At 60.6% G+C, this 24,226-nt stretch carries 22 protein-coding genes; 4 read left to right on the forward strand and 18 right to left on the reverse strand.

Translation table 11 applies throughout. The features are described 5' to 3' along the window. Nucleotides 1–174: 174 nt before the first annotated feature. Nucleotides 175–522 carry a hypothetical protein gene (locus LB555_RS02305; RefSeq protein WP_140877166.1) on the forward strand — a complete coding sequence of 116 codons (348 nt, stop codon included), beginning with the start codon at nucleotides 175–177 and terminating at the stop codon, nucleotides 520–522. A 143-nt stretch (nucleotides 523–665) separates the two neighbouring features. Here the strand turns inward: LB555_RS02305 and LB555_RS02310 are convergent, their stop codons facing one another. From LB555_RS02310 to LB555_RS02330, 5 genes are all read right to left on the reverse strand, one after another. Beyond that, nucleotides 666–815 (reverse strand): hypothetical protein, encoded by a 150-nt coding sequence (locus tag LB555_RS02310; RefSeq protein ID WP_181172975.1) that lies wholly within the window; start codon nucleotides 813–815, stop codon nucleotides 666–668. Nucleotides 816–986: 171 nt separating this feature from the next. Next, nucleotides 987–1,247, reverse strand: coding sequence for a hypothetical protein (locus LB555_RS02315; RefSeq protein WP_140715670.1), 261 nt, complete (start codon nucleotides 1,245–1,247; stop codon nucleotides 987–989). Nucleotides 1,248–1,763: 516 nt separating this feature from the next. Next, on the reverse strand, nucleotides 1,764–2,180 hold the full coding sequence (locus LB555_RS02320; RefSeq protein ID WP_140715910.1) for a BA14K family protein: 417 nt from the start codon (nucleotides 2,178–2,180) through the stop codon (nucleotides 1,764–1,766). 276 nt (nucleotides 2,181–2,456) lie between these two features. Further along, complete coding sequence (locus LB555_RS02325; protein ID WP_224682212.1) at nucleotides 2,457–3,479, reverse strand: cation:proton antiporter; 1,023 nt, start codon at nucleotides 3,477–3,479, stop codon at nucleotides 2,457–2,459. Between the two features lie 122 nt (nucleotides 3,480–3,601). Further along, complete coding sequence (locus LB555_RS02330) at nucleotides 3,602–4,147, reverse strand: hypothetical protein (protein WP_140877162.1); 546 nt, start codon at nucleotides 4,145–4,147, stop codon at nucleotides 3,602–3,604. Nucleotides 4,148–4,951: 804 nt separating this feature from the next. Here LB555_RS02330 and LB555_RS02335 point away from each other — a divergent pair. Beyond that, entirely contained in the window at nucleotides 4,952–5,803 is an 852-nt protein-coding gene (locus LB555_RS02335; RefSeq protein ID WP_140877160.1) for a PRC-barrel domain-containing protein, read from the forward strand. Nucleotides 5,804–5,930: 127 nt separating this feature from the next. Here the strand turns inward: LB555_RS02335 and LB555_RS02340 are convergent, their stop codons facing one another. Further along, nucleotides 5,931–6,941 carry a YihY/virulence factor BrkB family protein gene (locus LB555_RS02340; RefSeq protein WP_181174047.1) on the reverse strand — a complete coding sequence of 337 codons (1,011 nt, stop codon included), beginning with the start codon at nucleotides 6,939–6,941 and terminating at the stop codon, nucleotides 5,931–5,933. A gap of 170 nt (nucleotides 6,942–7,111) precedes the next feature. Here LB555_RS02340 and LB555_RS02345 point away from each other — a divergent pair, with 170 nt between their 5' ends. Next, a complete protein-coding gene (locus LB555_RS02345) occupies nucleotides 7,112–8,260 on the forward strand; it encodes an AI-2E family transporter (RefSeq protein ID WP_224682213.1) in 1,149 nt (382 codons plus the stop codon). 1,092 nt (nucleotides 8,261–9,352) lie between these two features. Here LB555_RS02345 and LB555_RS02350 read toward each other — a convergent pair. The 12 genes from LB555_RS02350 to LB555_RS02405 form a co-directional block, all read right to left on the reverse strand. Further along, entirely contained in the window at nucleotides 9,353–10,555 is a 1,203-nt protein-coding gene (locus tag LB555_RS02350) for an FAD-binding domain (RefSeq protein WP_140877154.1), read from the reverse strand. Nucleotides 10,556–10,722: 167 nt separating this feature from the next. Continuing rightward, a complete protein-coding gene (locus LB555_RS02355) occupies nucleotides 10,723–13,020 on the reverse strand; it encodes a glycogen debranching N-terminal domain-containing protein (RefSeq protein WP_140877152.1) in 2,298 nt (765 codons plus the stop codon). A 179-nt stretch (nucleotides 13,021–13,199) separates the two neighbouring features. Continuing rightward, complete coding sequence (locus LB555_RS02360) at nucleotides 13,200–13,925, reverse strand: ABC transporter ATP-binding protein (protein WP_181174064.1); 726 nt, start codon at nucleotides 13,923–13,925, stop codon at nucleotides 13,200–13,202. A 5-nt stretch (nucleotides 13,926–13,930) separates the two neighbouring features. Then, complete coding sequence (locus tag LB555_RS02365; RefSeq protein WP_140877148.1) at nucleotides 13,931–14,665, reverse strand: ABC transporter ATP-binding protein; 735 nt, start codon at nucleotides 14,663–14,665, stop codon at nucleotides 13,931–13,933. Further along, a complete protein-coding gene (locus LB555_RS02370; protein ID WP_140877146.1) occupies nucleotides 14,662–15,609 on the reverse strand; it encodes a branched-chain amino acid ABC transporter permease in 948 nt (315 codons plus the stop codon). The genes LB555_RS02365 and LB555_RS02370 overlap by 4 nt, the downstream gene beginning before the upstream one ends. Continuing rightward, a complete protein-coding gene (locus LB555_RS02375) occupies nucleotides 15,606–16,469 on the reverse strand; it encodes a branched-chain amino acid ABC transporter permease (RefSeq protein WP_140877144.1) in 864 nt (287 codons plus the stop codon). Before LB555_RS02375 ends, LB555_RS02370 begins: the two co-directional genes overlap by 4 nt. Nucleotides 16,470–16,498: 29 nt before the next feature. Continuing rightward, nucleotides 16,499–17,698: an amino acid ABC transporter substrate-binding protein gene (locus LB555_RS02380; RefSeq protein WP_140877696.1), complete on the reverse strand. Its 1,200-nt coding sequence runs from the start codon at nucleotides 17,696–17,698 to the stop codon at nucleotides 16,499–16,501. A 197-nt stretch (nucleotides 17,699–17,895) separates the two neighbouring features. Next, nucleotides 17,896–19,170 carry a TRAP transporter large permease gene (locus LB555_RS02385; protein WP_140877142.1) on the reverse strand — a complete coding sequence of 425 codons (1,275 nt, stop codon included), beginning with the start codon at nucleotides 19,168–19,170 and terminating at the stop codon, nucleotides 17,896–17,898. A 12-nt stretch (nucleotides 19,171–19,182) separates the two neighbouring features. Next, on the reverse strand, nucleotides 19,183–19,734 hold the full coding sequence (locus LB555_RS02390; RefSeq protein WP_140877140.1) for a TRAP transporter small permease: 552 nt from the start codon (nucleotides 19,732–19,734) through the stop codon (nucleotides 19,183–19,185). 81 nt (nucleotides 19,735–19,815) lie between these two features. Beyond that, nucleotides 19,816–20,802 carry a sialic acid TRAP transporter substrate-binding protein SiaP gene (locus LB555_RS02395; RefSeq protein ID WP_140877138.1) on the reverse strand — a complete coding sequence of 329 codons (987 nt, stop codon included), beginning with the start codon at nucleotides 20,800–20,802 and terminating at the stop codon, nucleotides 19,816–19,818. Between the two features lie 46 nt (nucleotides 20,803–20,848). Further along, nucleotides 20,849–21,688, reverse strand: a complete 840-nt coding sequence (locus tag LB555_RS02400) for a GntR family transcriptional regulator (protein WP_224682214.1) — start codon at nucleotides 21,686–21,688, stop codon at nucleotides 20,849–20,851. A gap of 180 nt (nucleotides 21,689–21,868) precedes the next feature. Continuing rightward, complete coding sequence (locus LB555_RS02405; RefSeq protein WP_181174044.1) at nucleotides 21,869–22,582, reverse strand: Crp/Fnr family transcriptional regulator; 714 nt, start codon at nucleotides 22,580–22,582, stop codon at nucleotides 21,869–21,871. 226 nt (nucleotides 22,583–22,808) lie between these two features. Here LB555_RS02405 and LB555_RS02410 point away from each other — a divergent pair, with 226 nt between their 5' ends. After that, nucleotides 22,809–24,164 (forward strand): substrate-binding protein, encoded by a 1,356-nt coding sequence (locus LB555_RS02410; RefSeq protein WP_140877134.1) that lies wholly within the window; start codon nucleotides 22,809–22,811, stop codon nucleotides 24,162–24,164. Nucleotides 24,165–24,226: the final 62 nt, after the last annotated feature.

Genomic DNA, 24,226 nt, shown 5'->3' on the forward strand with positions numbered 1-24,226 from the left:
GCAGCGGAAGACAAGCAAAGTCGCACCTATCAGCTATCGCTTAGTCGTCGTCCTCCGTGTGGGCGGTCCAGTCGGGCCGGGGAAAGCCGCGGCTGCGAGGGAACATTCCACGACGCCTAAAGTTCGCCACGGCATAAGCAGTTCTGGCCGCGGTGAATTTGGGACGGAAATGGGATGACAGGGTCGACCAACGAAAGGAACAAAAAGCCGGGGTGGAACACTGCCGCTGCCGTTGATACCGGATCATTTGGCGACAAGACCCCTGGCTTCGATCCCGCCGCCGCCCCAATGGAAACGGATGCAGAAGCGGGCGGCTTTCCGCAGCCGGGCGGAACGGGCACACCGCTGCGCGCAGAGGTGACGGCCAAAAAGGCCGACAGTCGTTCCATGGAACGCGAGCATGCCGGCAGACGGTCCGCCACCCACCCGAATCGGTGGCTTCCACTCGCCCTCCTTGCGGTGATCGCGGTGGCGGTGGCGGTGGCGGTGGCGGTGGCCCTATGGGCGATCTGGGGGGCTTGACGGCGTCAAGGCCGCCTGCCCGGACCGGCCGGCTGGTAACATGTGCGCGGCGCTGTTTCAGACGCTCTGTTCTGCCAAAGCGGCTGCGCGGGCGGTACTCTTTCCAGCCGCACAAGCGAGCACGCTGGATCCCTCCTTGCAAACTATTCGTTCCGATCACGCACTGCCATTGCAAAGGCGATGGCAAAAGCGGTGCCGATTCCAGCGCCTGCGAAGAGGTTGTCGTGACTGACACCTATAGCGGCTCCTGAGATGAGGCCGATGGTAGCCGCGATCAGCGTTCTGCTGGTCAATGGCATCTCCAGCGCAGAACTCTAGCGATGCCGGTCACGAAGCGATCAGCTGCAAAATAGCGATCTGATCTTAACGCCGGCACGGCGCGATTCGGCACCTTAGCTCGAACCGTCGTCGAGGGCCCATCAGAGTCGGGTCCGCGTCTCTTCATGCCTGTTGGGCACGGCCAATCACGCATCAATTTCGCCTAGCGGGACCCCATAGTCCCTGACCGCCACAAGGCGGTCTCCGTGCACTGTTATCAACACGAGCCGCATCGCGTGCGGATAGTATCGTGGCAGGGAAGCTGCTTGTTCGGCCAAGCGCGCCCCGTTGAGCCCGCACAACTCGCCTCCAAGCAGATAATCCCCCTTGCCCATCACGGCGACGTAGGCGCCATCAGACGGATAGCCGATCAGGCCTACTTCTTCATAATCGTGCAATTTGCGCATGACCTATGCTCATGCTCCCACTTCTGGCCGATTGCGCGGCTGCATTGTTCGACGCCATCCGGGGGCGTGCTCGCCAACGAGCGCTTCTGTTGGCGGTAAGCATCGGAACCATCATTATGAGATCGGTACTCCCAGATCGGGCATGGAGTTGCGGGACAGCGTTTGGATGGCCGCCCGAAACATCCCGTTTACTCGGCTCGCACCGAAACTATTCCAGGCTGTCGCAAATTTTTTCGGCCGCTTGCCGCCATATGGTCTGAGCCGGACATCGACTATGTGTCATCAGAGCCATGGACATGCCGCCTGGTGGCTTTGCAGCCCGCTACAGGGCACGTCTCAGCACGCGGCGGGCAGAGGGAAAACAACCTTGCTGCAGTGAACGCTCGGAGCGCATCCGCACTGCTTGGAGACGACCGCACGCTTCTACGACGACCCATCGGACGAAGTCGTCGGCCTCGCGTCAGTCTGCTGAAGCGAGGCCATCAGGTCTCTCGTGAGATGCTGCGGATGGACGGCTTAATCGTAGGGCGATCGGCATTGCCGACGCGGTCCGTGATACGGCTGGAATGTGTTGTCGGATGCCCTGTATGAGCGATAGTGATCATAGCACCAGCGGAGGTGTCGATTGCCGACCACGTGCGGCTGACTCATGGCGCCGCCAATGATGGCGCCCAACGCAAATGCTGCCGGAGGAAACCACCAGCCGTTATGCCGGCGATATCCGGGACGGTAGTGTCTGTAGCCCCGATGACCACGCCAGTACCCGTGATTTCTTCTAAACATCAGGCGATTTCGATCGTACCGAACAGGGACCACCTCCGTGGAAGCGGACTGGACCTTTGGAACAAACGCCGGCACAGCACTGGCCGGAACGACGGTTCCGAAGGCAAGTAGAACTGCTAGCATGCTTCGCATAATCGAGGATTTTTTCATCGAAGCCTCCATTGCTTGATAGATTGCAAACCGCTGTATGGTGGTTTTGTTCCAATCGGGTTTGCCCATCAAGAATTCTTGTTGCAATTTTCGTATTTCTCAAGAACAACTACTTACATGTAGGAATCTATGACTTGGCCTAGCTGCGCCAGCCCAACGGTGACGAATAACGGAAGGCGGATGGCTCGCACGCAATGGCGGCTTTGAACCTGCCTGGTGTGTGCCAACACGCCGGTTAGCAGATTTGCAAAGCTGGACCGTGTCGGCCGGCCTAGACTAAGATCCCTGTTGGGCTTGTCCCGAGGTTGTTCTTGCCCTCCCTATCAGCTGCGTAAAGGGCGTCGCGGACATGCCGTGCGCCACGACAGATAAAGACACCGCGATGGTGCCGATTTCCCATACCTCGTGCAGGCCTGTCTTTTCACGGATCAGCAGAAGATCGTAAATGGTGGAGATCCCGATTGGACCGAACCAGCCAAGGAAAACAGCCTCCGACATTGTTCTGATTTCAGGCACCGCCCGATACAATGCAACCCACCACGGCACCCGCCTCACAATGAGCACAGCTACCGCGAATCCAATCGCCCTCCAGCCAAGCTCGTGCCAAGCTGCCCAAGGGAGCATAGTCCCAACCAGGATGAAGACTGGGAGATCGAAGAAGCGGCTAACCGCCGCCTGGACGTTTTCCTGGCGGGCCTCCTCTTTAGAAACAAAGGAATTGATGACAAGGCCCGAGGCAAAAACTGCAAGAATGCCGTCACTCCCGATCAGGCGAACGAAGGCAAGGACAGTCAGCGACGATGCCAGGGCAATGGTTGCTATGGAATGGTGCTGGCAAAAGGGCTGGCGCCGAGCCCACGTTAGCAGGTGACCCGCCAGCCACCCCAATACGAGCCCAATCGAAATGCTACCTATAGTTTGCCAGAGCAGAACCTGCGTCAGCCATTCCGAAAGAGCCTCGACTGGAGCCTGGGCAACCAGGAGAGCTGGCAGCGTGACGAAAAGAAGCGCGAGGCCGGCCGCACGCCGGGCTACAAATCCCGGCGGCAGCCGCAGGGCGGCCGCCATGACAGAGATCCCCAAAGTGAGACGTGCCGCTTCCTTGAGGAGCGCAAACGGGTCGAGTGGCAGCGAGGCAAGATCTGCCCAGCCAAGCCCCATCGGCCCTAAAACCGCACCCAGGATGAGGCAGATCGTACTTTCGGCCAGCCACAGCCGGTTTTTGACGTATCCGCCCAACAAGCCGAGCACCAGCACCGTGCCTGCACCAAGCGCCAGCGCTCGTTTGAAACTGCTCATCAGTTCGCCTGGGGATGTCGCGAGATGCGCCAGACCGACACCGCGTGGACGGATGCAATGACGAACCGACGGCCGCTTTCGCTGTCCCCGGCAGGTGAAAAGAATGGGCAACGGGATTGTTTCTAACCGGCATAGGGATCGAACCCGGTCCACCCTGCCGTCTGATATTGGCTACGCCGTTCCACCAGATCGACTGATCTGGCCCGAAGGATCTGTTTGGCGTTGGGAACCAGTTGATTCCGGACCTTCGCCACCACAAGTGTGCCGCCTTGGCGAATGCCTTCCGCATAAAGGCCGGCGTCGCTTTCGGGAACGCCGGAGCTTGTCATGGCTCCGATGATTCCGCCGGTTACTCCAGCTGCGGCGCCGCCGCCTATGGCGCCCGCAGCTGTGGCGGCCAACCATCCAGCGGCTACCACAGGACCGAGTCCCGGAATCGCCATTATGCCGAATCCTGCCAGAAGTCCCGCCGCGCCACCGACTAATCCGCCGATAGCCGCACCGGCCGCAGCATCTTCCGCGGCCTGCGAGCGATGGTCGGCATACCAGCCATTAGCACCACCTGCCACAATGCTGATGTCGGAAAGCGCAACTCCCGCCTCGCCCAACTCACCTACGGCCTGGTTTGCATCCTCATGATTGTCAAACAGTCCAATTACCACTGTCATGTCAGGTTTCCTGCGTACCGCACTTCGCGTCTGGAACCAGATTAGGGCTTGTTCCTCCACGACGGCTCACAGGATCCCACCTTTGCAAGCGCGGACGCGCTACTAAGCATCTCGAGCTCCTGCGTATGTTCTTCTCAATCGCGGCGGTCGCGATCGATGCTCCTGCTCTTGCATGCATCAGCCTCGTCGGCTTCACTTTTTTCGCCACCACTTCTTCATCTGGCCGGCGCCGTCGCGAATTGAATCGGCGGAGTCCGCGTCGTGGGCGGCGTTGGTGAACAGGCTCGCAGCAGCGGAGTGCTTTCGCGGCCAAGTGAACGTCATGAAAAACAAGTCCTCGGTTGTTTTGTTCCGACGTTTGCGCTCCAGGAGAGATTCCCGGTTCGCATCGCCCGGAGCTGCTAGACAAGCAGCAGATCACGCGTGCCCGGCAGACCGCCGCAGCAAGGACTCCGCTGCCAAGGCGACATATCCACTACGACGCTTCAGGAGGTCTACCAGACTCCGGGCCGGTTCACTTGAGATGGACGTCATCAACCGTGTGCCAAGGGGCTGCACAATGTTGCCAGGGACCAGGAGAGGCCCGGCGATTCGCGTACACCTTCCTCTGCGGTGGGAACAGGATCAATCGCTGGAGCAAAGCCGACCAAACTTGTCTCGCTGTCGAGCGTTTGAGTGGAAAAGCAACTAGAGGATGCCTGCCCACTTCATTCGGAACCTGTCCGGATGCGTCTCGTTGTCCCAATAGTCCGTTCGCTGCCCCCGAGGGCCAGAACGAACTTGATCGTCAACAGGAGAATCCTCATGGTACGCACTATTCTAGCCACGACCGCATTGGCTGCATTTGTTTCAGCTTCGAACCTGGCTTATGCGGCCCAGACAGCCACAACCCAGCAAGCCCAAACCGTGTCGGGCCACTTGGCATCCAATATCATCGGCAAGAAGGTTTACAACGGTACCGGCGACAATGCTGACAATGTCGGGTCGGTAGATGACCTTTTGATAGGCGACAACGGCGCAGTGGACTCTGTTATCGTCGGCGTCGGAGGCTTTCTAGGAATGGGGGAAAAGGACGTGGCTATACCGTACAACACAGTGAAATGGGCGGAGAAGGATGGCAACCGCTGGCTCGTCATCAATGCCACGTCGGACGATCTGAAGGCAAAAGCGAATTTCGACCGCAAATCCTATGATACGACGTCCGAAAACAGTGCGGCGGTGAAGCAGGATAGTAACAACGACACAAGCATGGCGGCAGCGCCTACGGAGACGACCACCGCGCCGGCCACCACGGCCGCGATTGGCGCGACAGACAAGGCATCGCTGACTCCCATCGATCCCGGCAAGATCCGCACCCAGGAGCTAGTCGGGACAACTGTCTACGGTGCCAACGACGCTAACGTTGGCGAGATCGGCGACGTGGTCCTGACCAAGGACGGCAAGGTCGACGCGGTCATCGTCGACGTGGGCGGCTTCCTCGGCATGGGCGAGAAGGAAGTGGCCGTAGGCATGGACAAGCTTTCATTCATGAAGGATCAGAATGGCAACAAATATCTGTACACGAACTTCACCAAGGATCAGCTGAAAGCCCAGCCCGCTTACGACAAAAGCACCTGGGCCGACAATCGCGACAACCAGCGCATGACCGTGCAGTAGTTGCCAAAGGACCGCTCCGATGAGGAGCGGTCCTCGCTGCCGGAATGCAGCTACGAAGCGGCGCCAAGGGGCTGTGGCTGGCGCCTGTAGCGAGGAACGGACCGACGACTTCGTCTTCCCGTCTGGGTTACAGAAGCGCCCCGGAAGCAACGCGCCTCCAATCCATCACCCGGCGCCCGACATGCATCGTTGCGCGGAACAGGCGGTCGCGGTGGCCTGGGACGGCCTGCCGCCCGATTTCCCGTGCTCTACTGTCGTCGCGGTCCTTCGACTTGTCTCCGTTGCCGGTTTTGAGCGCCGCGTCCAGTTCTGCGCCGACCAGCACCAGCGTGGCTGATAGCCAGAGCCAGATCATAAAGGCAATCAGGGTGCTCAGCGATCCATATGTAACCGAGAGGCTGGCGACGTGAGCGAGCACGCGTGAGAACGCCGCGGAACAGCCGGTCAGGGCCAACGCTGCTGTGAATGAACCGTAGGTCACCAGTGGCGCCCGCTCGCCCTCACGATTTGGAGCATAGCGGTAGAGGGTTCCGACGCCAGCGATGCAGAGCGTCACCAAGATGGGCCATCTGAGGTAGGTCAAGAGCACAGGCCAACGTTGCGCGGTTCCGCCAAGCGAAAGCACGAAAGGGCCTGCCAGGATCAAAGCGATGCCGATGAGCGACAGAAAGAGAGCGCCGCCGGCAAATGAAAACGCGATCACTGTCAGGCGCAGGAAATGTCGGCTTTCCGTGCGATCAAAGATTGTGTTGAGGGCGACCAAGATCGCCTTGAAACCGCTGCTGGCACTCCAGGCGGCCAGAGCGAGCGCGAAAAACGGCCCTAGGAAGCCCGAAGAAGAACCTGCGCCGGGATCGTGCGCGAGTTGGCTGTTCATGGCGGTACGAATGATGTCGTGTGTACTCTGTGGCATCATAGAGGCGACAGCATGCACTGCTGCGCGTAACTCGTCCGGGCGTATGAACCGGGTGCTGACCCAGACCAGCACGGCGACGCCGGGAAAGACCGCGAGGGTGGCGCGGAACGCCACACCCGATGCAATGATAGAGAGCTTGTGGGTGCGGAATGCGGTCGCGGCTCGACCCACGACAAGCACCCAGGATCGCAGCTTCGCTGACGTGGACCAAGACTGCGGCATTGCACCCTCCGGGCTCGCTGATGCGAGGGAACCATTCATGAAGCGCATCGTTCCACAGCCCGTAAGGCCCGGCCGCACCTGATCGATTTCGCTGGGTTCGCCCGGCAGTCCCGTGGACGTCGGCAGGTGTCGACCGACAAGCAGCTCCTGGCGCTCCACCGATTGGCACAATGTCGAAGCGGGCCGCCCCGGCGGCTGAGCGAAAGAATGGTGCACAGGTGGCAGGTGGCGAAAACCCGAAAGCACTCATCCGTTATGCGGTATTTTGCGCTGCCTTTGCCGGGGCAGCCCTTTTTCTCGTTTGGCGCGTGAGTGAAGCTTTGCTGCTTCTTTTTGCTGGCATCGTGTTCGCGGCGTTTCTCGATGCCCTCACCTTCTTGCTCGGGAAACTGGTGCAGTGGCCTCGCAGCGTGCGGTTGATGAATGTCTGTACTGTAATCCTTGTTGTTGTCTCTGCCTGCATTGCGTGGGGCGGAACCGCGATTGGGGCACAAGGCAGCGAACTGGCGGCCACCGTGCGCGAGCAGATCAACAACGGCTTGGCCTGGCTGAAGCAGCACGGCCTGAAATTTCCAGCCGACAGCGCCGGGGATCTGACCCAGATGCGCGATGCAACGCCAACCTTGAAGTCCATGCTGCCAGACGTGGGAGGGCTCTTTGGGCCGGCCTGGACCGCCATAGCGACTTTGGTGGCCGGGCTGGGCGACGGTATGATCATCGCGTTCCTCGGGCTGTTTTTGGCCGCACAGCCTCTGGTCTACCGAGACGCCATTCTCCTGCTTGCCCCGCCGGACCGACAAGACTGCTGGGGTTTGGTGTTGGAAGAATCGGGGCAAGCCCTTCGGCACTGGATTCTGGGCCAGCTGGTAACGATGGCTCTAATTGGGCTGTTAGTGTGGCTTGGATTAATGCTCATTGGGGTCGGTCCGGCTGCCCTTCTGGGCCTGCAAGCGGGCCTGCTTGCCTTTGTGCCAACCTTGGGCCCGCTGCTCGCAGGTATCATAATCATCGTCGCGAGCTTGCCCTTCGGCATTTGGGCGGTGATCGGAGCGGCCGCGATATATGTCTCCGTACAGACGCTGGAGAGCTACGTCTTGACGCCGATGGTCCAAAGGCGAGCGGTTTCGGTGCCTCCAGCTATGCTCTTTTCCGGACAGATTGTGCTTGGGGTACTGTTTGGCGTCTACGGTTTGGCGCTTGCCACACCTTTGGCTGCTATCATCCGCGTTTTTTTCTTGCGGCTACACGTCGAGCGCACCCCTGCCAGCAAGGATGTCTCGGCGTTGGCAGAACCCGGCAAGCCGGGCAGAGCTTCGTGAAACTGGTTTAGGTGTTGGCAAGTTCGGACTTGGACGGAAACCTCGTTGGACCGAGAGGACGCGGCCGCGACGTCTCCCTCGGCGATGGTCCTTCACGCGGTGGGCGCGACTGGGATGGTCAACGAAGATGCCTCTGGCCCGCGCAACGGCGTTCGGGGTTCGCGGAAAACCGGGGAACAATGGCGCCGCCGCGCAGTTCTGTTCTGTAGCGAGATGAAACAATGTGTGATCGGGCCCAGTGCTGGCCCTGCCTCGCGACAGCCCCAGGAGGACTCGAATGCGGACATCGAAGCGCGGTAAGGGTCGCGGCTGGATCAACTATTGCAGAATTCTAGGCGCTGCCATTGTGTTGATCGGGGCGATGCTTGGAGCCGGTGGCATCTGGCTCGTCGCGCTCGGCGGGTCCTGGTACTACTTGATCGCGGGGGCTGGCCTGACTGCCTCTGGCGCGCTGTTGCTCTTTGTTTCGAGGAGCGGAATCTGGCTCTACCGTCTCCGGTTCTTCGTTGATGCAAGCCACCAGAGGGATGTGCCGCGAACCCACAGCCCGGTCTCGGGCCTGAGAAAGCCACAGCTGCCTGTACTCCTGGGAGATACCTTTCATTACAGAGCGTGCGGTGCCGGTGATTTCGTAGGCCCCGCAAAAGCCGCACTGGAATTCGCACAATTGCGGAAGGAGATCGGCTTCGAGTGCCGTTCCCGCGCAGACCGGGCAAATAGACGGGTAATATCTTCTGCCTCCAAGCACCGTATCCATGATCAACACTGCCCATCTGTTCACAACATGCGGACCGGCCCAGCGGCCAGGGAACAGCCGCTGGGCCTGATAGGAGCGCGCTCCTCCCAAAACGCGAAGCGCTGAGCTACCCAAGACTTAGCCCGCGCTACCACTCCTTGCGGCCGCCGATGGCCCTCGAGGCGCACCGAAACTTACTCGCACCCCATCTACTGAGCATGTCGGGAAACTATTCCATCCTGAAAGCCTGTTCGGGAATGTGCCGCGGCGGGCACTTTCCTTGCTCGCGTTTTGAAGGGAGCTGAAGCGGTTTGTTCGGGCAGCTTGAACGTGCCGATGCGCACGTCAGGCTCCCGTCAATCCACAGCGGCCGGCCACGGATAGTCGGGCAGTTCGAGCAAATCGGCAATTTCCCTGCTGACCGCCAAACGCGCCAGGCCGGGGATTGCAAATGTTCTTATCACCAGATTCCTGAACCACAGGCCCATCTGCGTCTTGGGAGCAAGGGCTGTAGCAAACCGCTCGGCGCCCTGCTGTTTTATCCCGATATAGTCGCGCAGGTATGCTTCGTATTTGGGGAAGGCTTCCTCATGACGTCCCTCAGCCCTCAACAGCTCGCCCGCCAGCACGTAGGCGGAAATCATGGCCAAGGCAGACCCTTGCCCCGCCAAAAGAGACACGCAAAACGCGGCGTCGCCGGTCAGGGCAACGCGGCCGTTCGTCCACCTGTTGATCCTGATCTGGCTGACGCTGTCGAAGTACAGTTCGGTGGTTTTATCAAGCTCCTCCAGAATGCGAGGACATTCCCATTTTGCATCGCGATAACGTTGTCGAAGCATGGCCTTCTGTGCGTGAAGCCCGAGGGGAGCGGGGTCATCCTGGGAGGTAAAGACGAACAGAAACAGGCTGCGGTTGTCGCGAAGCGTAAAGCGTCCGACCAATTGCCCGGGTCGGCCGTACATCACATACACGTCCTCGTCACGGGGACGATAATCCTGCGTCTCGAAGGCGGCGACCGTATAGCCGAGTTTTTTCTCGAACTCGTGTTCGGGGCCGAAGGCAAGCCGGCGAACGGCCGAGTGCAATCCGTCGGCGCCGATCACCAGATCGAACTGGCGCTCGCCCCCCCGTTCGAGCCGAGCGCCCACACCATTTGGCAGTTCCTGAAGCGCGAGGATCTCCTCGTCAAAAGTAATTTCGGTCGTGTGGCTGATCTTTTCGAACAACAATCGCGACAGGTCACTGCGCCCGAGGGTCACATAACGGCCATCAGTCACCTCGCTGAAGACTCTGGTGCCAAAACCCGTAATCCGGCTGCCGTGGTCATTGACGATGCGCACCTCGCGCACATGGTAGCCAACGCGCTCTATATCCGCGCCAAGCCCCATGCGTTCGGCGATGCTGTATCCGAGGCCCCAGAAATCGATAACATATCCGCCGGTGCGCAAAGTTGGCGCTCGCTCGATCAAGGTTGGCTGGAATCCGGCTGCATTGAGCCAAAAGGCCAGCGCTGGCCCAGCAATTCCGCCACCGGAGATCAGTACGGTACGGGTGGTCATGATCGGAAGCTAGAGGCTGTTGCATCCTGGACAAGAGGATCAATTCACCTCCAGCGGTTTCGCTCGGAGGCCGACAAGGCAGGAGCACTACCGAGTCCGGACCAGTTTCGAGCCAGAACAAAGCACATTGAGAGCTGTGTCCTTGCTTGAGCCGACCGGATTGTAGCTTATCCCTCGATGTGGACGGCGAGATCGCCGCTGACCCGCAGGACCTTCGCCGTAACGGCATCGGCGGTCTTCGTGAATTGCAGATCGACGCTCTCTCCACCGACGCGCAAGCCATGCAGCTCGATGCGGCTCACAAAAGTGGGAAGGCGCGGTCGTATGATCCGCAAAGTACGGGCCAATGCCTCCGGCTGCAGCCCAAGGCAGGTGGTCAGGAGAAATGGTACGGCTCCCGCCGCCCAGGCCTGCGGATGGCAGGCGACCGGATAGTGAACCGGTACCTGAAAATCCTCCCGTCCAAACCCTGCAATTGCTTCGGGAAGCCTTTGATGCCGAAAATGCATCGCCGCCTCTGCAATGGCCGTAAAGACCCGCAACGCTGCCGTATCCTCGCCATACTGCCGGCATCCCGCCGCCAGCAAGGCATTGTCGTGCGGCCAAACGGTTCCGAGGTGATAACCAACTGGATTGTAGCGCCGCTCTGTGGTCGAGAGGGTACGCACGCCCCAGCCCCCGAACATATCGTCCTGCATCAGTCGTGCGAGCGACCTTTGGGCCTTGTCCTCGTCTGCGATGCCGGTCCACAGCGCCTGTCCGGGATTGGAGGACACAACCGAAACTTGACGCCCTCCTTTCTCGAGCGCGAGCACGAACAGGCCAAGATCCTCGCTCCAGAAGTCGTGATTGAACCTGCTCCTCAACATCTTGGCTTCGCTTCGAAGCTGCTTGGCCCGGTCGATCTCTCCCTCGCGTTCGAAGAGATCGGCCATTGCGCGTTTGGCGGCAAAAACGTAGCCCTGCACCTCGACCAAGGCTATCGGCGGCTGCGCGATACTGCCGTTCGCACGCACGATAGCATCCCCGGAATCTTTCCAGCCCTGATTGACCAAGCCCTTTCGCGAAGCGCTTCGATACGCCACGTAGCCGTTCATGTCCGACGCTTCGGCAATCCAAGCCAATGCGCGATCGACGGTGTCTCGTAGCTCCCGGAACAGTGCAAGGTCTGCTGTCCACGCCACATATCGGCCCAACAGCAGAAGAAACAGCGGGGTCGCATCCACGCTGCCGTAGAAGCGGGCATGGGGAATGTCACCCGCCCTGGCCAATTCTCCGACGCGGAGTTCATGAAGGATCTTGCCGGGTTGTTCGTCACGCCACCGGTCCACGCACTGCCCTTGGTAGCTGGCAAGGAGGCGCAATGTCTGGGCGGCGATGTGCGGCTGAAAGGCGAGCATTTCGAGAGCTACGATCAGGCTGTCACGGCCGAACAAAGCCACGAACCAAGGCACCCCGGCGGCAAAATACTCCTCGCGCCCCAGCCGCGACCGCAAAATTCCAAGGTCGCGCAGCGAGCGATCAACGATGTTGTTCAAAAGCAAGCTGTCGCTGATGAAGTTTGTATGCTGCTCCAGGCGCTGCTCGGACCCATTTCGCGGGTTTGCAAGGCCCACCTGCCGAGCTCCATTCGGCTGCTCCTCGGGATCATTGTGTCCGGGCTTCGCGCAGGTTTCGGTCAGCTCGATTCCAACCGAAAAGGTCTTGGTGTCCCCTGGGGAGATCCTGATCCTGAACTCGGCGGTGGTGTCATGGCTGGCGTGAGGTGGCGGAGAGAAGGCGATTGCCGTCGTTCTCCGAAAGCCGTCGGCGCCATGATATACGAAATGGAGTTTGCCGCCGCTCCAGCGCGGCGGCTCGGGTTTGCCGCGCGTCTCGCGCACCAACCCGCGCACGTTGAATATGTCTTCGAAACCGGCGCGGAAGCCCAGGGTAAGAGAGAAGTGGTGCGCCTTATGGCCAAAGTTCTGGAATGAGATGGTCTCGCGCACGCGCGTTTGATCGGCATCCAGAACCCGTTCCCAGCGGAGGCCCAACTCTTCCTTGGGGATCAAAGTCCCCTGCCCCACGTGCAAGTCCGGATTGGTGAGTTGAAAAAGCGCGATGTGGCCCTTCTCCGCGGTCGAGGCCAACACGATGGGGGCCACTCCTGCAAGCGACATTTCATAGCCGCCGAGGAAACGACAATCATGAAAATAGAGCCCGAACCCGTGCTCATCACTCAGCGGTATCTGCGCATCCGGGGCGACGACGTAATAGAGGTTGATGTCCTTAGTGGTGATGGCGTCGGCGATGCTGCGTACGATGGCCGGATGGCCCTGCGTGAGCACACGCCGTTCCCGCTCCCGTTTCGCCTTAGGGGCCTGTTGCGCCTTTTCCTGTTCGCGTGACGATCGCGGGACTTGCGCAAGGGTGGCCCTGCCTGGCTTCTTTTTTGCGGCTGGTCTGTGCCGTGTCTTCGTCATCAATGTTCCTCGGCAATCGCGCTGCCGGCGCGCGCTCGTGATTTCTGCCGGGCATCGCTGGGCACAAGGTCGAAGCAAATCATCGCCGTTGGCGGATGCTCGAGGGAGCGATCGAAGGCCGAGTTGGTCGACGCGGCGAACGAAGCGGACCGCTTGAACGCTGGACCCAACATGCCTGATCAAAGTCCCAAATAGGCGCGGCGAACCTCGGGATCGTCGATCAGGTCCTTGGCCGTGCCCCGGTGCACGATCTCGCCGGTCTCCATGACATAGCCGCGATCGGCACCCGACAACGCCAGATGCACGTCCTGCTCGACCAGAAGGATCGTCACACCCTCGTTGCGGATGGTTGCCAGCACCGACATCAACTGTTCGACCACGACCGGCGCCAGGCCAAGGCTCATCTCGTCGATCATAAGTAGGGCGGGTGCCGCCATCAGGCCGCGCGCCATGGCGCACATCTGCTGCTCGCCGCCCGACATCGATCCGGCAAGCTGCTTCTTGCGTTCGCCTAGGCGGGGAAACAGACTATACATGCGCGCGAGATCGCCTTCCACGGCCGCCTTGTCGATACGCCGGTAGGCGCCCATCAAGAGGTTGTCCTCGACGGTCATGCGGTCGAACAATTGTCGGCCTTCCGGCACCTGCACCAGCCCTGACGCAAACGCTTCGTCCGAGGTCATCGGCACCAGATCCCGGCCGGAAAATTCGATCGTTCCGGTGGCAGCGATGACACGCGACAGGGCGCGGAGCAGTGTCGTCTTGCCGGCGCCATTGCCACCGACCAGGGCGACGATCTCGGCTTTGCGCACTTCCAGAGAGACGTTTCGCAGCACCGGCATGCCGCCATAACCGGCCCCAAGGTCGGTAACCTTCAAGAGCGACTCATGCCCGTTGTGCGTCACGGCATTCATGCGCGCCTCCTGCCAAGATAGGCCTCCACCACCGTTTTGTCGGAGAGCACCGCATCCGGCGCGCCGTCGGCGATCTTTTCGCCATGGTGCAGCACCAGCAGCCGGTCAGAGAGGCTCTTGATCGCCTTGATGACGTGTTCGATCACCAGAATGGAGATACCTCGGTCGCGCACCTTGCGGATGACGTCGATCACCTCCTCGATCTCGACATGGTTCAATCCCGCCATCACTTCGTCGCACAGCAAAAGCTTCGGCTCCATGGCGAGCGCCTTGGCGAGTTCCAGCCTTTTGCGTCCTGGACCGCCAAGCTCGTCAGCGCGTTGATCGGCCGATTTGGCAAGCCCGACGAAATCGAGGTAGCCACGGGCCTTTTCGCGTGCGCGGTCCAGATCGGCTTCGCCGCCGCCATGGCCGAACAGTGCGCCAACAGCCACGTTGTCCAGCACCGACAGTCCGGGAAAAGGTCGCATGATCTGGAAGGTTCGGCCAATGCCAAGGCGCGCGCGTCGATAGGCAGGCAGGCCTGTGATCGGTTGCCCGGCGAAAATGATGTCGCCCGAGCTTGGCGCCAGCGTGCCGCTGATCAGGCTGACCAGTGTCGTCTTGCCGGCGCCATTAGGCCCGATGACGCCGAGGATCTCGCCTTCGTCGAGCGTGAAGGAGACATCGTTGACGGCGATCAGCCCCGCGAAGCGGCGTGTCACGTGGCTGATTTGAAGGATCGAGCTCATATGCGGTGGGCCCGCACATTTTCAATGAAATAGCGCCATCCCGATTTGCGGAAACGACGCACCACATCTGCCAGCCCGCGCGGCATCAGCACCACAGCGACCACGACAACGACACCGAAGAACAGGCCGGCGAGGCTGGTGACCTCGCTCGACAGGAACTCCGAGATCGCAGACAGAGTGAACGCGCCGACGACAGGCCCGAGGACGGTGCCGGGCCCGCCGAAGACCGCCATGATGATCATCTTCACGTTGAGGCTGATATCGAAAGCGCTTTCGGGATCGAGGAAGGTGATCCAATAGGCGTGAATGCCGCCAGCGAGAGCGGTGAAAACGCCGGACAGGGCGAAGGCCAGCACCTTGTAGAGCGTCGTGTTGACGCCCATCACGGCGGCACCCTCCTCGTTCTCCCGAATGGCGATCAGGCCGAAGCCGAAGCGGCTTCGCGTCAGCCACAAAATCGTCAGGGTCGCCAGCACCAGCAGCCCGAGAGCCAGCTCATAGAACAGCAGGTCGTTGTTGAGCGGCGGCAGCACGAGGCCGATGTTCTGGCCGGCCAGTCCGATGTTGGACACAATGGCGATCATGACTTGCGCCAGCGCCAGGGTGGCGATCGCAAAATAATGCCCCTTCAACCTCAGCACCGGAAGGCCGAGCAGAAAGGCAAAGGCGACCGCAAGGGCGACGCCGAATACCAGCCCGACGGCGAAAGGCAACTGCCACTGCACCATGGCGATGGCGACGCCGTAGCTGCCGAGGCCGTAAAACACGGAATTGCCGAAAGAGGCATAACCGGCATAGCCGCCGATGATGTTCCAGCCTTGCGCCAGAACCCCCAACAGCAGCGCGTTGATACCGAACTGGATCAGCACGTCCGAGCCGAACCACGGCACGGCCGCGAGCGCCGCGACCACGACCAAAGCGACGACTGTGCGCAAAGCGGTCATGCGGTCTTGCCCAGCAGTCCGCTCGGCCGCGCAATCAGCACGGCAACCAGTACGCCGAAACTTGCCACGTCGGCGAAGGTCGCACCGATATAGAGCACCGCCAGTGACTCGACCGTGCCGAGGAACAGCCCTCCGACCAACACACCTAAGGGGTTGTCCAGTCCGCCGATGATGGCGATGGCGAAGGATTTGGCGGTCAATGCCGCGCCGATATACGGGTTGATCTGCGAAACCGTGCCGTAAAGCCCGCCGGCAGCACCTGCAAGTCCAATGCCAATGCCGAAGGTCACGGCGTAGAGATGACGCGGCTCGACGCCGTAAAGCCTTGCCGCCACGAGGTTCTGAGCGGTAGCGCGAATGGCGCGGCCAAGCTTGGAGCGCAGCAGGAAAGCCCACATGGCAAGCGTCAGCACGATGGCCACGCCGAACGCCATCAGCCGGGCCTGCGGCAGCACGATCGGGCCGAGGGCGATGCTGTTGCCGGCGTAGGGCGGGTTGATGGTGCGGAAATCGGCGGAGAAGGCGAGCTGCGCCAGATAGGTCAGCACCACCTCCAGCCCGAAGGTGATGAGCAGCGTGTTGAACATCGGCCCGCGCGCCACCAGGTTGAGTAACCCGCGCTGCACCCCATAGCCGAGCGCGAACATGATTATGGCGGTAATCGGCAGGCCGAGGAACGGGTCGATGCCGAGATAGGTGTAGAGATGCCAGGACAAATAGGCTCCAAGCATGATGAAGGCGCCGTGTGCCAGATTGACGATGTTGAGCACGCCCCAGACAAGGGCGAGCCCGAGCGCCATGACGGCGTAGAGCCCGCCAAGCAGGATGCCGTTGATCAGGATTTGCGCAAGCAGATCCATCCCGGTCTCCCCAACTTGCCTTTACAGCGTCAGCGTTTGTCCCAAGCCGGCATCGGGTATTTCGGCTTCTCTATGAAACCCTTGGCGCCATAGATCGGCTTGAGGTCCGTGCCCTGCACCTGGATAACGGTCTGAGGCAGGTCGATCTGACCGTTTTCGGCGAAGGCGATCTTGCCATAGAGGCTGTCGAGGTTGAGTTTGGCCAGCGCATCACGGACCTTGGCGGGATCGATGCCGCCGGCATCCTCGATCGCCTGCGCCAATGCCTCGACGTCGGCCGCACCCGAGGCGGCATGGTAATCGGGATCATAGTGATATTTCGCCTTGTAGGCCTTGGCGAAGGCAGCAGCATCGCCGAACCATTTGTCCTTCAGCTCCGCCGAAGGCAGCCAGGCAGTCATGCCGAAGGCATAGTCGGCGTCCGCACCGAGCGCCTTGCGGAAATCCTCGCTCGGCACGCCGACGGTGAAGGAATAGAGCTTTGGCGCGACGGCCAGGCTTTTTGCCTGGCGCACGAAATTGAGGATTTCGGTTTCGTGGCCGGCGACCAGAACCACCTCCGCGCCATTGCTCTTGATCTGCGACAGCAGCGAATTGAAGTCACTGGCATTGGAACTGTATTTCTCGTCCATGGCGATCGTCAGCCCGGCATTCTTCAGCAACGGCCGCGTGCCATCCGCGACCGAGACGTCGAAAGCATCGTCGGCATAGAGCAAGGCGACGGACTTGGGTGCGGGATCGAGTTCGCCAAGCATCTTGACCGTCGAGCCAAAATAGTTGCTAGCCGGCGCCAGCGTACCGAATATGTATTTGAATTTGCGCGAGAAGATCTGGTCGGACGCGCCGCCGCCTTGCACCAAGGGAACCTGGTATTTCTCCGACACGGCGGAATCGGCCAGCGCGAAGTTCGACGCGAACGGCCCGAGCAGCAGGGCAACCTTGTCCTGCGAGACCAACTGCGTGTACTGGCGCACGCTCAAATTAACGTCCGACTGGTTGTCGTAGATTTTCAGCGCCAGCTTGTGCTTCTCGCCGCCCACCGTGACGCCGCCGGCGGCGTTGATCTTGTCGATCGCGAACTCATAGGCGTCCTTGTAATAGCGGCCTGTATTGGCTGAGGCGCCGGTCAGTTGCACCGATGCGCCGAGCACGATGTCGTCCGCGCATGCCGCACCCGATGAAAATGCAAAGGCCGCGCCGGCCAGCAACGCGCCGGCCAGATGAAGCATTTTGTTTGACATGATGTTTCCTCCCTAAGCGTCTTTGCCGCGCCACCGGCTAGCAGCGGCAGGCTGTCCAATGGAACGGGTCTCCTCAACCAAAACTGTTCGGCCACTGGCTAATCCTTGAAAGCTGGAGTTTGGAGGCTCCAGGGCAAGAGGGGTGCTGCGATATTCGTGCAAGGCAGCCCGCCCTGGCGGACAGCTCACCGGTACCACATCGTCGGCAACCAAAGCGTCAGTTGCGGGATCACCGAAACCAGCACCAGAACGATCAGCAGCGGGATGAGAAACGGCAGCACCGCCATGACCGTGCGGTCGAATGACAGTTTGCCGACGCGCGACAGAACGAACAGCACCATGCCGACAGGCGGAGTCAGCAGACCGATCATGAGGTTGAGTACCATGACCACCCCGAACTGGACCGGGTCGATACCGACCTGATTGACCACCGGCATCAGGATCGGCACCAGGATCGAGATCGCGGCGATGGTCTCCATGAAGCAGCCGACGACCAGCAGGATGATGTTGATGATCAGCAGCAGCAGCAGCGGATTGTCGGTGATCGAGAGCAACCCGGCGGCTACATGTTCCGTCACCCGTGTGGTGGTCAGCACCCAGCCGAACAGGGAGGCGCCGCCGACGATGATGAGCACGCTTGCGGTCGTCTCTATGGTCTCCAGCGTGATGCGGTAGAACTGTCGGAAGGTGAGCGAGCGGTAAAGGAAAATTCCGAGGAACAGCGCCCAGGCACAAGCAGCGACGGCCGCTTCGGTCGGTGTGAAGGCTCCCGTGGTCATGCCACCGATGATGATGACGGGGGTCAGCAATGCGGGAATAGCGCGAATGAAATCACGCCCAAGTGCGCGCCAGCGGAACGACTGGTCGCGGCCCAGCCCGTTGCGTCGAGCATACCAACTCACGTAGAGCATCAGTGCGGCTGCTACCACGAGGCCGGGTATGATCCCTGCGGTGAAAAGCTGACCGATCGAAACGTTGGCCATGACGCCGAACACCACCATTGGCAGCGAAGGCGGGATGATCGGCCCGATGGTGGAGGATGCGGCCGTGATGCCGACCGAGAATTCGTGGTCGTAGCCGTGGTCGCGCATCGCCTTGATTTCGATGTTGCCGAGCCCTCCGGCGTCGGCCACGGCGGTTCCCGACATGCCGGCAAAGATGATCGAGGCGACGACGTTGACATGCCCGAGCCCGCCGCGCAGCCAGCCCACGGCGGAGGCGGCGAAGTCGAAGATGCGGTTCGTGATACCAGCCGTGTTCATGAGATTGCCGGCGAGGATGAAGAATGGCACCGCCAGCAACGGAAAGGAATCGACGCCGCCGGCCATGCGATGCAGCACCACGAAGTCGGGGATGCTGGACAAGAACACGGTGTAAACCAGGGAGGCGCCGCCCAGGGCAAGGAAGATCGGCGCACCGATCAGCAGCAGGGCGAAAAACGCTAGGAACAGGAGCCACATTTTTGTCCGGCCTCAATCGATGATCAGTTCTGTGCGGCTCAGATCAGGACGCCAGCCGCGCCTGGCGCCGGCGAGGAAGCGCCCCGCCGCGCGCCACAGCATCAGGAAACAACCGATGGCGATGCCGCCATAGACGATGCTCATCGGCCATGGAAACACGGTCATGGTCTGGATTTGCATGAGCCGTGTGATCGCAATGGAGAACCAGCACAAAAGTCCCACGAAGCCGATCACCAGCACGTCGATGATGAAGTTCAAAGCGCGTACGGCCGGTGCGGGCAAAAACATATGCGCAACCTGGACGCTGATGTGGGTGCCGCGCCGCATGGCGATCGCGGCGCCGACAAAGGTGATGATCATCAGGAGATAGCGGGCGATCTCCTCGGTCCAGGCCAGCGAATTGTTGAGCACATAGCGCGTGAAGAACTGCAGGAAGACGATGATCGCCATGCTCCAGAAGATGGCGAAGGCAAGCCAGTCCTCGACATGATGCTCGATTGGAGGATCGGGCTCCTCTTCGGAGACGCGAATGCGCGCCGCGTCGCCAAGGCTGTCTTGCGTCATAGCGGTTTCCCTATTCCTGGCCCGCAGCTTTGCGGATAGCAGACCGGGAGGCGAGGCCTCCCCCGGGGCGGGATTTGGCGACTATTTGAGGGCCTGCAAAGCGTCGTACTGCTCCTTCGTCCAGACAGCGCCGGAGTCGGGATCGTTGTGCAGCGGCCGCGCCGCCTTGATGAAGGCCTCGCGATCGACGTCGACGACCGTCTTGCCCATAGCGCGGAACTTGTCGGCGAGCTCGCTTTCTTGGGTGCGGATCTGGTCGGTGCAGCGCGAGGCAGCCTCCTTCAGCACGTCGGTGAAGACTTTCTTGTCCTCCTCGCTCATCGCGCTCCAGACATGACCGCCGACGATGGTGACCAGCGATTCGGTGATGTGACCGGTCAGCATGATATGGCTCTGCACTTCATAGAACTTCTTGGCCATGATGGTCGGGAGCGGATTTTCCTGGCCGTCGACCGTGCCTTGTTGCAGAGCGAGATAGACCTCGGAAAACGCGATCGGCGTGGCGTTGGCGCCGACCGACTTGGTGAACATCTTGAACAAGGGCGCCGGGGGTACGCGCAGTTTCATGCCCTTCATGTCCTCCGGTTCCTTGATCTCCTTGTTGGCAGTCACGTCGCGCTGGCCATAGTAGGTCAGGGAAACGATGTGGTGTCCGGTCTTGTCGTCATAGCCCTTGGCCAGATCCTGGAAGAGCGGTGAATCGCGATAGGATTTCCAGTGGTTGAAATCACGCAGGATGAACGGGGCATTGGTCATCGACAGCGGACCGTAGATCGAGCCGGCGAAGGCGACGCCAGTGTAGATCATGTCGACCGTGCCAAGCGTCAGCGCCTCGTTTATCTGGTTTTCGTTGCCCAGCTGCGAGGCCGGGAATACCTCGATCTTGTATCGGCCGTCCGTGCGTTTGGCGATTTCGTCAGCGGCCCATAGCGCCTGGATGTGATAGGGCTCGCCGGTCTCGTAGACATGCGCCCATTTCAGCACCGTTTGGGCCGATGCCGGCCCGATGGCAAATGCCGAAAGCACCGCGAAAGCGGCGACGGCCAGCCTGAAAAGTTTGGTGATCATGACAGTTCCTCCCTGTGTTCAACCAATTCGGTGCGGACACCCTCGCCTATCCGCCGCTGCTCTCCCTCATGTCCGATCTGCGGTCGGCATCGGTCTCGTCTGTGAAATAGTCCGGATGAAGACTTCGGATCGCCCCGATATCGAGCCTCAGCTGGTCGATGTGCGCGGCCATGGCAGCGGCGGCGGCGGCGCAATCACGCGCTTCAAGTCCGGCCAGGACGGCCTCATGATCCTTCTGGACGCGCGCCATGCGCCCTTTCTGCGGCAAGGTAAGGCGGCGATAGCGGTCAACCTGTGCCTTCACCTGCTGGACCAGCACCCAGATACCGGGATAACCTGCCGCCCGTGCGATCTGTGCATGGAAAGCCTCGTCCGCGGCGTGGAAGGCGGCTTCATTTGCCTGTTCGGCGGCCTCCCGCTGGCGCTGGATCAGCATGCGCAAGCCCATAAGATCGCTGATGCTGGCGCATTCAGCCGCGGCCCGGGTGGTGATGTCTTCCAGCGATTTGCGCACCAGGATAGCTTCAGGCAACCGTGACGCCGGAATCCGCGTAACCCGCGTCCCCGACTTCGGGACGACTTCGACCAGGCCTTCGTCGGATAGGCGCAACAGGGCTTCCCGGACCGGCGTTCGCCCGATGCCGTAGACAGCCGAAAGCTCATTTTCCGAAACGACCGTCCCAGGCTTGAGCGCAAGCGACAGAATATCGTCGCGTAGGCGTCGATGAACGAGAGTCGCAATCTTCTGCGCACTGCCGGAAAAGCCGAAAGCGTTGCGACCCGCTCCGTCACGCGGCGGCGGGGTTGCGGCGGAAAGCAGCGTTGTCGTTTCGTCCGTCAAACCATCCCTGCCCAGTTTCTCGAACAGGATCATACGCCCTGACATATCTAACATACAAGCCCTGAAGGCAGCCCAGGTCGCACTAGTGCGACCGTGCCAAGCGCCTGGCCCACGACAAACAGGTCAACCGGAGGGAGCTGCTTGCGCGACGCTTTCGTATCGCTCGGTTCCGGCCCTCGCGTGTCCACATGCCTGGCGACTTGCCCTGAAGAAGGCAGCCAGCACTCAGCGCAGACGATCCGGCAGGCCGATCGGGGCGAGGCCTAGCGGTTCATACTGGGCCAGGGTTTGCAGAGCGGTGGCGTCCGTCAATTCGATGCGACGTGCCTCGGTCGTAATCAGTCGTTGCACGCGCAACTGCTGCATGACGCGGTTGAGATGCGGCACGCTCAGCCCGAGGGCGTCGGCCATGATCTCCTGCGAGAACGGGAGATCAAAGCGAGTTTCGGTGGCACGTCCGACCTGCGAAAGGCGTTCATGCAGTTCGAGCAGGAGGTGGGCCAAGCGCTCGATCGGCCTGCGCCGGCCAATGTTGACGATATGCTCGGCATAGCCTGCCGCTTCCTGCGCGGCGAGCCAACTCAGAACAAGTCCGAATTGCGGTTGCTCGTAGCACAGGCCGATATAGGACTCGAGCGAACAGACCGTGCAGGTCACTTCAGTGAGCGCCACGACGGTATAGGTGGATCGATCGAAAAAGCTGACCGGAAATCCGATGACGTCACCCGGCAGGATGAGCTTGAGGATTTGACGCCTTCCGCTTCGCAGCACCCTGTAGCGAATTGCGTATCCGTCTTTGACAAAGCACAAGCTGCGGAAGGGCGAGCCGTGGATGACGAGTTCCTCTCGCTTCCCGACGGTAACCTCTCGCTCAAAGAGGGCTTCAAGACTGGCGAGGTCAGCTGCCCCAAGTTTCATGACCTGCGTCAGTCTGGCCATCACTGCGTGACCGTTTAGGGGCATTCCACGTCCGCGCGGTGAGAGTTCCGTCTGCCGATGCAATTTGCGGTGGCTTGTTAATCTAGATTATTAATCCAAATCATCCAACCAAAGTTGCATTGACCGAACCTCTCGTGCGGTTGCGAATGCCAATGCGATCCGATTTCTGCCCGAGCGCGGGCAGCAACGAGTGCTCCAGAAGCGCTTGCCAAGGGAGGAACATGCAATGCAATTCAACGACCATAAATCGGCCGGCCTGTCCCGGCGCACCATGCTGCAGGCCGGCGCCGGCGTTGCCGGCAGCATGATGCTGCCAGCTTCATTCCTACGCCCGGCCTTTGCCGCCGACGACAAGCCTGCGCTCGGCACCTGGCCTGTAGGCTCGCAGGGAGACACCGTCTATATCGGCGCTTCTGTCCCGCGCACGGGCGCCTATGCGGTACAGGGCGAGGATGAACTCAAGGGCATGCAGCTGGCGATCGAGCACATCAACGAAGGCAACGATCTGCTCAAACAGATCGCGCCTAAGATCGAGAAAGGGGTACTGGGCAAGAAGGTGGAACTGGTCGTCGCCGACTCAGCCGCCAAACCGAACAACGCCGTGCAGGAACAGCAGACTTTCATCAACGACAAGAAGATCGTCGCCATGACGGGCTCCACGTCCTCGGCGGTGGCCGTCGCACTCAACAAATTCGCCCAGCGCGAAAAGATCCTCTACCTTGTGGCCATCTCCGGCTCGAATGACACGACTGGCAAGGACTGCGCGCGTTACTCTTTCCGTCAGTGCGTCTATGGCGAAACCTGCGCCAACGCCATCGGTCCGGTGCTGCTGAAGAACTTTGGGAACGGCAAGAAGGCCGCGTTCATGACGCCCGACTATACCTACGGCCACACCGTCACCAAATCGGTCAACGACTATCTGACTTCGCAGGGTGGCTGGCAGATGGTGACGAACCAGGTGTCGCCGCTCGGAACCCAGGACTTCAGCCAGTATCTTACCAATATTGCCAATTCCGGCGCCGAGTTCATCGTCAACGTCAACTGGGGCCGCGACGCCGTGCTGTCAGTACAACAGGCCAAGCAGTTCGGCCTGACGCCGAACATGAAGATGGTGATTCCGTACCAAATCCCATTCCTGGCCAAGGAAGTCGGGGCGGACCTGACTGAAGGCGTGTTTGCGGCCACCGATTTCTGGTGGACGATGGAAGACCAGTACCCCCTGGCCAAGGCTTTCGTCGATGCTTTCCAGAAGAAGTACAACTACCGGCCTGAATGGGGCGCCGAGAATGGCTACATGCAATTCGCTATCTGGGCACGCATGGTCTCGGAAGCAGGAAGTTTCTATCCACCCGACGTAATCAAGCAGTATGAGAAGGGCGAGACCTTCCCATCGATGGTCGGCGATGTGAAATTCCGTGCAGAGGATCACCAGCTCATTCGTCCCGTCGTCATCGTTCGTGGCAAGGCCGCCAAGGACATGAAAAATGAGGAGGATTTCTGGGACGTCGTCGAGATCGTGCCCGGCGAAGGTCTGATGCAGAAGCCCGACGCTTTCGGCTGTCAGCTCGGCGACTATACCTGAGGTACGCGTGAGGCCTTTTCCGCGCATGGAGCGCGGAGAAGGCCGGCGCTCCCGCTTTCGAC

The sequence above is a fragment of the Mesorhizobium sp. BR-1-1-10 genome, from assembly GCF_020165595.1.
Lineage (GTDB): Bacteria > Pseudomonadota > Alphaproteobacteria > Rhizobiales > Rhizobiaceae > Mesorhizobium > Mesorhizobium australicum.

Excerpts from the sequence above, each read along its gene's own strand:
- LB555_RS02410 (WP_140877134.1), top strand. The coding sequence starts at position 22,809 with ATGCAATTCAACGACCATAAATCGGCCGGCCTGTCCCGGCGCACCATG.
- LB555_RS02315 (WP_140715670.1), bottom strand. The coding sequence starts at position 1,247 with ATGCGCAAATTGCACGATTATGAAGAAGTAGGCCTGATCGGCTATCCG.
- LB555_RS02345 (WP_224682213.1), top strand. The coding sequence starts at position 7,112 with ATGTCGAAGCGGGCCGCCCCGGCGGCTGAGCGAAAGAATGGTGCACAG.
- LB555_RS02355 (WP_140877152.1), bottom strand. The coding sequence starts at position 13,020 with ATGACGAAGACACGGCACAGACCAGCCGCAAAAAAGAAGCCAGGCAGG.
- LB555_RS02400 (WP_224682214.1), bottom strand. The coding sequence starts at position 21,688 with ATGTCAGGGCGTATGATCCTGTTCGAGAAACTGGGCAGGGATGGTTTG.
- LB555_RS02325 (WP_224682212.1), bottom strand. The coding sequence starts at position 3,479 with ATGAGCAGTTTCAAACGAGCGCTGGCGCTTGGTGCAGGCACGGTGCTG.
- LB555_RS02375 (WP_140877144.1), bottom strand. The coding sequence starts at position 16,469 with ATGGATCTGCTTGCGCAAATCCTGATCAACGGCATCCTGCTTGGCGGG.
- LB555_RS02365 (WP_140877148.1), bottom strand. The coding sequence starts at position 14,665 with ATGAGCTCGATCCTTCAAATCAGCCACGTGACACGCCGCTTCGCGGGG.
- LB555_RS02395 (WP_140877138.1), bottom strand. The coding sequence starts at position 20,802 with ATGATCACCAAACTTTTCAGGCTGGCCGTCGCCGCTTTCGCGGTGCTT.
- LB555_RS02320 (WP_140715910.1), bottom strand. The coding sequence starts at position 2,180 with ATGAAAAAATCCTCGATTATGCGAAGCATGCTAGCAGTTCTACTTGCC.
- LB555_RS02330 (WP_140877162.1), bottom strand. The coding sequence starts at position 4,147 with ATGACAGTGGTAATTGGACTGTTTGACAATCATGAGGATGCAAACCAG.
- LB555_RS02390 (WP_140877140.1), bottom strand. The coding sequence starts at position 19,734 with ATGACGCAAGACAGCCTTGGCGACGCGGCGCGCATTCGCGTCTCCGAA.
- LB555_RS02305 (WP_140877166.1), top strand. The coding sequence starts at position 175 with ATGACAGGGTCGACCAACGAAAGGAACAAAAAGCCGGGGTGGAACACT.
- LB555_RS02335 (WP_140877160.1), top strand. The coding sequence starts at position 4,952 with ATGGTACGCACTATTCTAGCCACGACCGCATTGGCTGCATTTGTTTCA.
- LB555_RS02340 (WP_181174047.1), bottom strand. The coding sequence starts at position 6,941 with ATGCCGCAGTCTTGGTCCACGTCAGCGAAGCTGCGATCCTGGGTGCTT.
- LB555_RS02380 (WP_140877696.1), bottom strand. The coding sequence starts at position 17,698 with ATGCTTCATCTGGCCGGCGCGTTGCTGGCCGGCGCGGCCTTTGCATTT.
- LB555_RS02405 (WP_181174044.1), bottom strand. The coding sequence starts at position 22,582 with ATGGCCAGACTGACGCAGGTCATGAAACTTGGGGCAGCTGACCTCGCC.
- LB555_RS02350 (WP_140877154.1), bottom strand. The coding sequence starts at position 10,555 with ATGACCACCCGTACCGTACTGATCTCCGGTGGCGGAATTGCTGGGCCA.
- LB555_RS02370 (WP_140877146.1), bottom strand. The coding sequence starts at position 15,609 with ATGACCGCTTTGCGCACAGTCGTCGCTTTGGTCGTGGTCGCGGCGCTC.
- LB555_RS02385 (WP_140877142.1), bottom strand. The coding sequence starts at position 19,170 with ATGTGGCTCCTGTTCCTAGCGTTTTTCGCCCTGCTGCTGATCGGTGCG.